Raw genomic sequence first — 9,526 nt, forward strand, 5'->3', positions numbered from 1 at the left:
CTCTGTCGAGAGACCCTGCGGGGACAGAAAACAGCAAAAATAAAGCCCGGTCTGCTGGCGCAAATCCCCCCTTTTAATGGCTCTGTCTCCCCCGTTTTGGGCAAACTACGTGCGCTACCTTTACAAAAAAGGAATCATGCGAAAAATTATAGTAACCGAATTCATCACCCTTGATGGTGTTGTAGAGGCGCCGGGCGGTGATGAAACCCCTCATCCTCATGGCGGTTGGCAAGCGGGCCATAAAGCCCCGGGTACAGGGGATTACAAGATTAACGAGCTTGCCAGCGTTGACGCCTTGTTGCTGGGTAAAAACACGTATGAACAGTTCGCCGGTTACTGGCCCGCCCAAGCCGGCAACGCATTTGCCGACCCCATCAACCGGTATCCGAAATATGTGGTGTCCCGGAGCCTTGAAAAAGCGGATTGGAACAACAGCCATATCCTTCGCGACGTGGCCAAAGATGTATCGGCCCTTAAGGAAACCGAGGGGGGCGATATCCTGGTTTATGGGAGCGCCACGCTCGTAAAGGCCCTGATCCACCACGACCTGGTCGACGAGTTGCGGCTGATGGTGTATCCGCTTTCCGTAGGCGGCGGATTGAAGATATTCGATGACAACCGGGAATTAAAGAAATTTGAGCTTAAACACTCGGTTATCACCAACAGCGTTCTTATCCTGGAATATGTGCCGGTGAGGTGATCAACATGCCGGGCGGCAGGCCAAAGGTTGTAAACGGCCGCGACAGACCGAAGAACCAGAACTGGCTGCTGGTTTTGGTATTGTACGCCCAGCCGGCACTCACAGAATTATGGAATAGGGTAAACACGCCAGCGTAGCTAACATCAGGGGTGCCATCCAGGTTAAAATCGGGGGTGGATATATTAAAGCCTACGCCGGGGTTAACGGTATTCCAGAACCGGTTGGTTCGACTGCCAAATTTTACTACCAGGCTGCCGGAAGGGGCAAACTGGAACTTGTTTTTAAGCGTCACCTGGCTGCTGCTGCCCGGCGGACTGGCCAAAATTACCCCAATGGTAGATTCGGAATAGAAGGATATCTGCTGCATTTCAATAATCTGGTCGTCAAGCGTTAAGCCGGGCTGGTTTTTGGCGATATCATCCTTTGAGCGGGTTACCAGCTTTATTTCAATTTCGTCGCCATTTTGACGGTTGCCCGAATATTTTAAATCGATGTAGCCTTTCGGCGGTATCTGGTTAATATTTACATCGAAAACGCTGCCGGTTAGCTGCTGGGCGGCGGTGGCATTGCTCTGCATGGGCTGCAGCAGGTTTGCTACGGCATAATAAACACCCGATACCAGCTTTACATCGGCCTGCAGAATGGCGTTACAGGCCTTGAAATCGGTATAAAGTTTTTGGGCGTTTGCGCTGGCTGCAAAAGCGGTCGCCGATACCATGTTTTTAAGGCTGTCCACCTCGGCGGGTAAACTGCCTGCCAGCGTGATAAATGCGTTGCCCTACTGGCTGAACTGCAGAATCGGGTTTGCGCCCGTCGCATTTTTTGCTTCTGAAACTGTTTAATAGCGGTATAAACAGCCGTAAGTTTAGCCTGCAAGGCCGTTATAAAGGTATTGGCCTGGCTGGTGGCCTGGCCGGCGATAGCGGCTTCGTCATTTTTGGCTTCGGTAACCAGGTTGTTGTAACAGGCGTACGAATTGAGCGAGTCGGGTATTAATTTGATGATATCATTAAAATTACCAGCTATTGCCGAATTTAACGCACTGCTCAACTGCGACACATGGTTAAAGGCGGCAGCATCATCGGCCGAAAATGAGGTTACCCAAACTGGCACTTCGTAAAATTCGCCGGCGCTGTAGTGAAGAAATACTTATTGATTATTGATAGATAAGCATATCAATAGCCGGACGTAATTTTGGTATCAGCCCTTACTGTGGCGTAGAATTATCCGCTAAGGCTAACCTTTTTCCAGGGCGAGGTACGGTGCAGGCGATTATTAACTCAGGCAGATAAACTGGCTAAACTTAACTTTAACCCCACAAAAAAGCCCCGGTTAACTACTCCGGGGCCAACTAAAGTAAACTATAAAACTGAACACAAAACGCCTGATTGAAAAAGGTCATTTTTCAGTAGTCATTAGTCATTGCTTTTCCATCCGTTATCCACTACAGCTTTAACCTTATGTATTCTCTTCTTCAACACAACCTTTATCCTTTCACCTCTTTCACGAGCATCCCATCGATGCTCCGCAATTTAAACACTTATAACAAGTGCCCGAGCGTATGGTTGTATGGCCGCAGGTATTGCAGGCCGGGGCATCGCTTTGCACTCCCATGCTTAAATCTACACTATATTTTTTCAAATTCCCATTTTCTGTTGACAATTTATTAACAACAGGCGCTGCATAAACGTTGCTTTCGTCTGTATTAATATCGCTATTGTCCATTTGCGGGTTGCCGGTGATGCCTTTTTGCTCGGTTACTACGTGTACAAGGTCGGTGCGGTCCTGGTATTCGTAGCCCAGCATCCGGAAGATGTAATCGATAATACTGGTAGCACTTTTAATATTGGCATGGCCAACCACCATACCTGCCGGCTCAAACCTGGTGAAGGTAAACTTCTCTACATACTCTTCCAGCGGTACGCCATACTGCAAACCAACCGAAACTGCAATGGCAAAACAGTTCATCAGTGAGCGGAAGGTGGCACCCTCTTTGTGCATGTCGACAAAGATTTCGCCCAAAGTGCCGTCTTCATACTCACCGGTACGAACAAACACCGTTTGCCCGTCAATACTTGCTTTTTGCGTATAGCCACGCCGTTTAAATGGCAGGCTCTTTTTCTGGACCACGCGCGACAGCTGGCGCATAAAGTTGGTGTCTTTCGATTTTTCCATGATCGCCATGGCCGCTTCAATTACCTGCTCGCTGGTCAGATCGCTTAGTTTAACGTTTGCAGCTTCGCCCAATACTTCTTCAACAGTATCAAGCTTTTCGGTAACTTCTTCTTTTTCCTCCTTAGTATCCGATTTGGTGGATAGCGGCTGCGATAGTTTACAACCGTCGCGATAAAGCGCATTGGCTTTAAGGCCGAGTTTCCATGATAGCTCGTAGCAATCTTTTATCTCATCAACATTGGCCTCGTTGGGCAGGTTAATGGTTTTTGATATAGCACCCGATAGGAACGGCTGTGCCGCCGCCATCATTTTGATGTGGCCATGTGAGTGGATATAACGCTCGCCTTTTGCGCCGCATTTGTTGGCACAATCAAATATCGGATAGTGCTCTTGTTTTAAATACGGCGCCCCTTCAATGGTCATGGTGCCGCAGATGAACTCGTTGGCTTCGGCAATTTCCTTACGGCTAAAGCCCAGTCCGCGCAGCACATTAAAGTCCGGCGCGTTGTATTGTTCAGCGGTAAAGCCAAGGCGTTTCAAACATTCCTCGCCTAAGCTCCATATATTAAATGCAAAGCTGATCTCGAAAGCGGCAATTAAGCCCTTATCCAGTTTCTCAAGTTCATCATCGGTTAAGCCTTTCGCCCTTAAAGTTCCGTTGTTTATATGCGGTGCACCATTTAGCGTGGCTGCGCCTTTTGCATAGTTTACTATGGCAGTAACTTCGTGTGGCGCATAACCTAAGTTGCTCAAAGCTTCGGGCACGGCCTGGTTAATTATCTTAAAGTAGCCGCCGCCAGATAGTTTTTTAAATTTCACCAAAGCGAAATCAGGCTCGATGCCGGTGGTGTCGCAATCCATCACCAAACCGATGGTGCCGGTTGGGGCAATAACGGTGGTTTGTGCATTGCGGTAGCCATATTGTTCGCCCATTTCAACGGCTTTGTCCCAAGCATTGCAGGCTGCAGATAATAGGTAATCCGGGCAATCAGCCTGCTCAATTCCGGGAGGGGCTATTTCCAGTCCCTCGTAATTTCCGGTGCTGTTATAGGCAGCATAGCGGTGGTTGCGCATTACACGCAGCATATGCTGTTTGTTATCTTCAAAACGTTTAAACGTCCCAAGTTCTCTTGCCATTTCGGCCGAAGTTGCGTATGCGGTACCGGTCATGATAGCGGTGATAGCGCCGCCAATTGCACGGGCTTTGTTACTGTCGTAAGGAATGCCGTTAACCATCAGGGCCGAACCAAGGTTAGCATAGCCCAAACCTAGGGTGCGGTAATCATATGATAATTGCGCAACTTCTTTTGATGGGAACTGTGCCATCAACACTGATATTTCCAATACTATCGTCCATATCCGGCAGGCATGTTCAAAGCCTTTTACATCAAATACGCGTGTTTTTGTGTCGAAAAAATGCGCAAGGTTAATAGATGCCAGGTTACAGGCCGTGTTATCCAAAAACATGTACTCTGAGCAGGGGTTCGAGGCATTGATGCGGCCGCCTTCGGGGCAGGTATGCCACTCGTTAATGGTGCTGTCGAACTGAACGCCGGGGTCGGCGCAGGCCCATGCAGCAAATGCTATATCATCCCATAATTTTTGTGATGCCACCGATTTTATCGCCTTGCCGGATATCCTGCTGGTTAAGTCCCATGGCTTTCCATCTTTTAAGGCTTTAAAAAAGCTATTTGGTATACGTACCGAGTTATTTGAATTTTGACCAGATACGGTGCGGTAAGCTTCGCCCTCATAATCGGACGAATAACCGGCAGCTATCAGCGCAGCCACTTTCTTTTCTTCTTCAACTTTCCAGTTTACAAAGCTTTCAATTTCGGGGTGGTCCAGATCCAGGCAAACCATTTTGGCCGCCCGTCGGGTTGTTCCGCCCGATTTGATGGCACCCGCAGCCCTGTCGCCTATTTTTAAAAACGACATCAATCCCGATGAGTAACCACCGCCTGCAAGTTTTTCGTTATCGCCCCGTATTTTCGAGAAGTTGGTACCAACGCCCGAACCATATTTAAATATCCTGGCCTCGCGCACCCATAAATCCATTATACCGCCTTCGTTCACCAAGTCGTCATCAACAGAAAGTATAAAGCAGGCATGGGGTTGCGGGCGCTCGTAAGCCGAAGTTGATTTACTTAACTCGTCGGTCGTCGGGTCAACAAAGTAATGTCCCTGTGGTTTGCCGGTAATACCATATGAGTTGTGCAGCCCCGTATTGAACCATTGCGGCGAGTTTGGCGCTGCCAGCTGCCCGGTAATGGTGTAAACTATTTCATCGTAAAATATATCGGCGTCTTTTGGTGTGGCAAAGTAATTATAACGTATGCCCCAGTCCTTCCAGCATTTTGCCATCCGGTTGGCAACCTGTTTAATGCTTTTTTCCGAACCTGTGGTGCCATCAGGCAGCGGAACGCCTGCTTTACGGAAGTACTTTTGCGCCAGTATGTCGGTTGCAACCTGGCTCCAGGTTACCGGCACTTCCACGTCGTTCATTTCAAATACAGCGTCGCCCGATGGATTGCGGATTACTGATGAGCGTTTTTCGAATTTAAATAAATCAAAAACACTGACGCCTTCTTTAGTGAAGTACCTGTCAACTTTTAATCCTTTATTGTTGTCGGCTGATTTTTTCTTGTAAATATCTTCTCTCATATCGATGCGTGTGTAGTAAAACAGAAGTGTCAGTTTAAAAAACTTTGGGGTTTTGAGTAAATCTATTACTCATTATAAGGGAATCCAATGCAGAGTTTTCCACACCGGGTGGAGAAGGTGCCCCCTAGTGCTGAAGGGTTGATTAAATAATTAGATTACAATGATTTAACAGTGTTGAAAACGTTATTTTTTGGTAGGTCGCTGACAGGTTCATTTACCATCGATGGGATGGCGGGAAAAACATATTGTAGAGGCGTATTGCATAGGCCCTATGCGTTATTCAGCGGTTGATTGCGAAGGTGTATGCGATGCACTCATACGAACAAAACGTGCCGGGTTGCACAAATCAATTAAATTGCAGAATTTAGTAAATCATTACATCAAGATAAATAAAACATGAAAAAACTATTGTTTATTGTAGCATTCATCACTATAGGCCTTGCCGCCCATGCGCAGATTCCAGGTACTACGCCCACTGTTAAGCAAACTGATACCGCCAAATTATATCACCCCAATGCTAATGCCAAGGCTGATATTGCCAATGCCGTGAAGCAGGCTGCTGCGCAGCACAAAAATGTGTTACTGCAAATTGGCGGTAACTGGTGCATCTGGTGCATACGTTTTAACGATTTGGTTGTTCACGATCCCGAGCTTGATAAATACGTACGCGCCAATTATGTTATCGTACACGTAAACTACAGCAAAGAAAACGAGAACGAAGCGTTGCTTGCCGAACTTGGCTATCCGCAGCGTTTTGGTTTCCCTGTCTTTATTGTGCTGGATGATAAAGGAACCCGCCTGCATACCCAAAACTCAGGCTACCTGGAAGAAGGGAAGGGCCACAGCAAAGAAAAAGTAATGGAGTTTTTTAAGAATTGGTCGCCCGAAGCGCTTGACCCAAAGAGTTACGAGAAGAAAACGAAATAGATTCGCCTTTAACAATAAGACATTTGGTGATGCCATATTTTGCAGACCAAATGGCTTGTAGCATTTTATTTTGAGGCCGGGAAGATGAGGCCAATTTTTATACTTTTGCCGCGATAATAACTACCAAATCTCAAATGGAACCACAGGTTTTTCACACCCCCAATGCCCCGCGCCCTAATGCATTTGTGCCGCAGGCAGTAATTGCCGGCAATTTTGTTTTTGTATCAGGCACTACAGGGGTTGATATAACTGCAGGTAAACTTGCCGAGGGCGGCTACGAGGCACAGATTATTCAGGCCTATAAAAACATTAAAACCATTTTGGAGGATGCAGGCAGCTCGATGGATAAAGTGGTGAAGATAACCATGTTTATGGTAGCAGGGTCTGATCCGGATTTTTCCATTAGCAACAGGGCTTACGCCAGTTTTTTCCCCAATGTAACACCTGCCAGAAGTGCGCCGCAGGTGATGCCATTTCCGGGCGGCATCCTGGTTTCGATAGAGTGTATTGCCGTAATTTAGTCCAAGCCTTATTAATTACAGTTAGGCCCACCCAAGTATGAAAATCTATTGTTTGTCACTATTAGCCATTATCGGATTATTTTTATCAGGTCAAAAAGAACATGCTGTGCGATACCGCCTGCCACAAACGGATTCAATTCTTGCAAAGAAAAAGGGCAATAAGGAGGCTATTGACCAATATATTAGTAAGCATACTAAATCTGTAATAATACTTGTAAAAGTTCCGGGAAAGGAAAATTTAGTCCCGGTTAAAAATGAAAATTGGCCCGACGAGGTAGAATATACTTATAATATTTATAAAAACCCAGCAGGGAAAATAATCTTTATCGCACAAATTCCATTTAGTGAAAGCGGCGATTGGGATATTGAATATAAACATTATTTTGACGAACAGGGCCTTACTTTTGCATTCAGTAAAGAGGAGTCGGTGTTTGACGAGAATGTTAAAGGCGGTGTTGTGAGGGAAATCCTTTTGAATTATTATGATGAGACCTTTAAGAATATTAGACAAATAAATAGGCTTACTGACAAAGACTATAAGGCAATCAAGAAACGTAAAAACGGCTACGATTTTCGCGAATACAAATACAGTATTTTTAAAAACTTAAGCAGTTGCCTCAACGGCTATTGGATTAGACACCTGAATTAGTCAATCCTAAATTTGCAAAGAACTTAATATCCGCAGCACCTTCAGAAAATAGTTATTGATACCGTTCGGCAACACCTTGGCCAACTGTAAGCCAGTTCCTAAAAGTATTAATTGTATGAAGTCATGTGCTAATAAACTCCCTCTTCAGGGGGCCGGGGCGCTAGCCAATATCCTCAACTCCTTCGGAAAATAATTATTAATCCTGTTCGGCAATAGCTTAGCCCACCCCAAAGCCTGTCCTTCAAAATTCATCAAGCTCCAGCCTTTGTCGGTAATATTTATGTCGATGTTGTCCCGGCGCAGGTATTGGATGGCCTGGTTAAGGTTTAATTCAGTTTGCAACACCCTATCCTTATTAATATATAGGCTCAATGCCAACTCATGGTCGGGTATCAGATCATTGCCCATTAGTTTACCAATCCGGACGCCCGACTTCTTTATATATAGGTGTCGTTGCAAAGTGTCCAGGCTTTCTTTGTGCTCGCGGCTTATCGCCAGCCAGTCGTCGTTCACCTTATTATAATAAAAGGCGTCGGGCTCAATAATGTATTTCTTTATCAACTCAATTTCCTGTAGGGCCAGCTTCTGGTGCCCCCTGGTTTTAACCATTGGCATTTCATCAGTTTGTTCCTTCTTTTTTAAGCATGCTGCAAACAAGCCTTCACCCTCAACCCTGCCAGGGTAGAAGCGGTAGCCCCAGGCCTTATGCTCCGGCGACTGCGTTTCAACAATTCCCCACTCCTTATATATAGGTATGCGGATGCTTTCCATATTGTATTCCCGGCACAGCCAATCCACAATTTCCTCGTTCTCCTGGTGCGAGTAGGAGCATGTACTATATATAAGGTGTCCTTCTTCTTTTAATGCAGGGTAAACATCGGCCAGTATACGTTCCTGCCGCTGGTGGCAAAGGTTCACGTTTGCGTCGCTCCATTCATTCATGGCGGCGGGGTCTTTACGGAACATGCCCGAGCCCGAACATGGCGCATCAACCAGTATGGTATCAAAAAAGCCGCTAAGCCGGGTAAAGTCGCGCGGGTCGTTATTGGTAACAATGGTGTTGGCGGTGCCCCAGCGGTTAAGGTTGTCGCATAAAACAGGCACGCGCGTTTTTATTATTTCGTTTGATACCAGCAGGTCGGTGCTTTTTATGGCCGAGTTTAACAACGTGCTTTTACCGCCGGGGGCAGCACAAAGGTCAAGCACCTTTTGCGTCTCGTCATTATTTTGGTTGATGTGTTTATATATATGGTCGATAAACATGGACGACGCTTCCTGTACATAATAGCACCCGGCATGGAAAAGCGGGTCGAAAGTAAAGGATGGACGCACGTCTAAATAGTACCCTTCGGCACGCCATGGCACTTGCCGGCCAGTTTTCACTGCCGATTTTTTAAAAGGATTGAGGCGGATAGATGTAGGCGCTGCAATATTTTCGTGGGCATCCACGAAGTTTTCGCGCTCAAAACCCGGTTCGTTATTTAAAGAAGCAAGAAAATTTTCAGGAAAAATATATTCACTCATAGCTGTTTCAAAGATACAAATTAGCCAATAGCCATTGTTATAGCCCCGGTGTTAAAAATAGATGGATGAAATAGGTGGTAGTTTACAAGCAGTTACAACAATTGTTTTAACTAATGCAAAATTCTTTTTGCAGGATGCCAAAATCTGTGTACATTTGTGACCGCTTTGGAAAAAGGCGTTGTTTTTTGAATGATTTGCGAAGATTAAAATAAAGTGAAAAACAAGTAAAATAATACTTGACACATAACTAAAAAAATCACATCTTTGCAGCCCGCAAACGAGGGAGAGAAAAGAGAGAAAGGTGGCGGGAAACAAGCTTTAGAAAATAAAAAAAAATAAAGTTTGCGAATTAAAAAAAGGTTTCTA

At 45.8% G+C, this 9,526-nt stretch carries 8 protein-coding genes; 4 read left to right on the plus strand and 4 right to left on the minus strand.

Translation table 11 applies throughout. From position 1 onward, the window contains the following. The first annotated feature begins 136 nt into the window (after nt 1-136). Nucleotides 137-700 carry a dihydrofolate reductase family protein gene (locus NAF19_RS16405; RefSeq protein ID WP_252791170.1) on the plus strand — a complete coding sequence of 188 codons (564 nt, stop codon included), beginning with the start codon at nt 137-139 and terminating at the stop codon, nt 698-700. Here NAF19_RS16405 and NAF19_RS16410 read toward each other — a convergent pair. The 3 genes from NAF19_RS16410 to NAF19_RS16420 all read right to left on the minus strand — a co-directional run bounded on the left by NAF19_RS16410 (nt 672) and on the right by NAF19_RS16420 (nt 5,539). Further along, nucleotides 672-1,418, minus strand: a complete 747-nt coding sequence (locus tag NAF19_RS16410) for a hypothetical protein (RefSeq protein WP_252791171.1) — start codon at nt 1,416-1,418, stop codon at nt 672-674. The genes NAF19_RS16405 and NAF19_RS16410 overlap by 29 nt on opposite strands. Then, nucleotides 1,325-1,813, minus strand: a complete 489-nt coding sequence (locus NAF19_RS16415) for a hypothetical protein (RefSeq protein WP_252791173.1) — start codon at nt 1,811-1,813, stop codon at nt 1,325-1,327. Before NAF19_RS16415 ends, NAF19_RS16410 begins: the two co-directional genes overlap by 94 nt. Before the next feature lie 390 nt (nt 1,814-2,203). Beyond that, nucleotides 2,204-5,539 carry a vitamin B12-dependent ribonucleotide reductase gene (locus tag NAF19_RS16420; protein WP_252791174.1) on the minus strand — a complete coding sequence of 1,112 codons (3,336 nt, stop codon included), beginning with the start codon at nt 5,537-5,539 and terminating at the stop codon, nt 2,204-2,206. Between the two features lie 396 nt (nt 5,540-5,935). On the opposite strand from NAF19_RS16420, the gene NAF19_RS16425 reads away from it, so the two are divergent. The 3 genes from NAF19_RS16425 (at nt 5,936) to NAF19_RS16435 (ending at nt 7,636) form a co-directional block, all read left to right on the plus strand. Next, nucleotides 5,936-6,466 (plus strand): thioredoxin family protein, encoded by a 531-nt coding sequence (locus tag NAF19_RS16425; protein WP_252791175.1) that lies wholly within the window; start codon nt 5,936-5,938, stop codon nt 6,464-6,466. 134 nt (nt 6,467-6,600) lie between these two features. Next, on the plus strand, nt 6,601-6,987 hold the full coding sequence (locus NAF19_RS16430) for a RidA family protein (RefSeq protein WP_252791177.1): 387 nt from the start codon (nt 6,601-6,603) through the stop codon (nt 6,985-6,987). Between the two features lie 37 nt (nt 6,988-7,024). Next, entirely contained in the window at nt 7,025-7,636 is a 612-nt protein-coding gene (locus tag NAF19_RS16435; RefSeq protein WP_252791178.1) for a hypothetical protein, read from the plus strand. A gap of 144 nt (nt 7,637-7,780) precedes the next feature. Here the strand turns inward: NAF19_RS16435 and NAF19_RS16440 are convergent, their stop codons facing one another. Next, nucleotides 7,781-9,160: a methyltransferase RsmF C-terminal domain-like protein gene (locus tag NAF19_RS16440; protein ID WP_252791179.1), complete on the minus strand. Its 1,380-nt coding sequence runs from the start codon at nt 9,158-9,160 to the stop codon at nt 7,781-7,783. Nucleotides 9,161-9,526 lie beyond the last annotated feature (366 nt).

Source organism: Mucilaginibacter flavidus (assembly GCF_024055575.1).
GTDB classification, from domain to species: domain Bacteria; phylum Bacteroidota; class Bacteroidia; order Sphingobacteriales; family Sphingobacteriaceae; genus Mucilaginibacter; species Mucilaginibacter flavidus.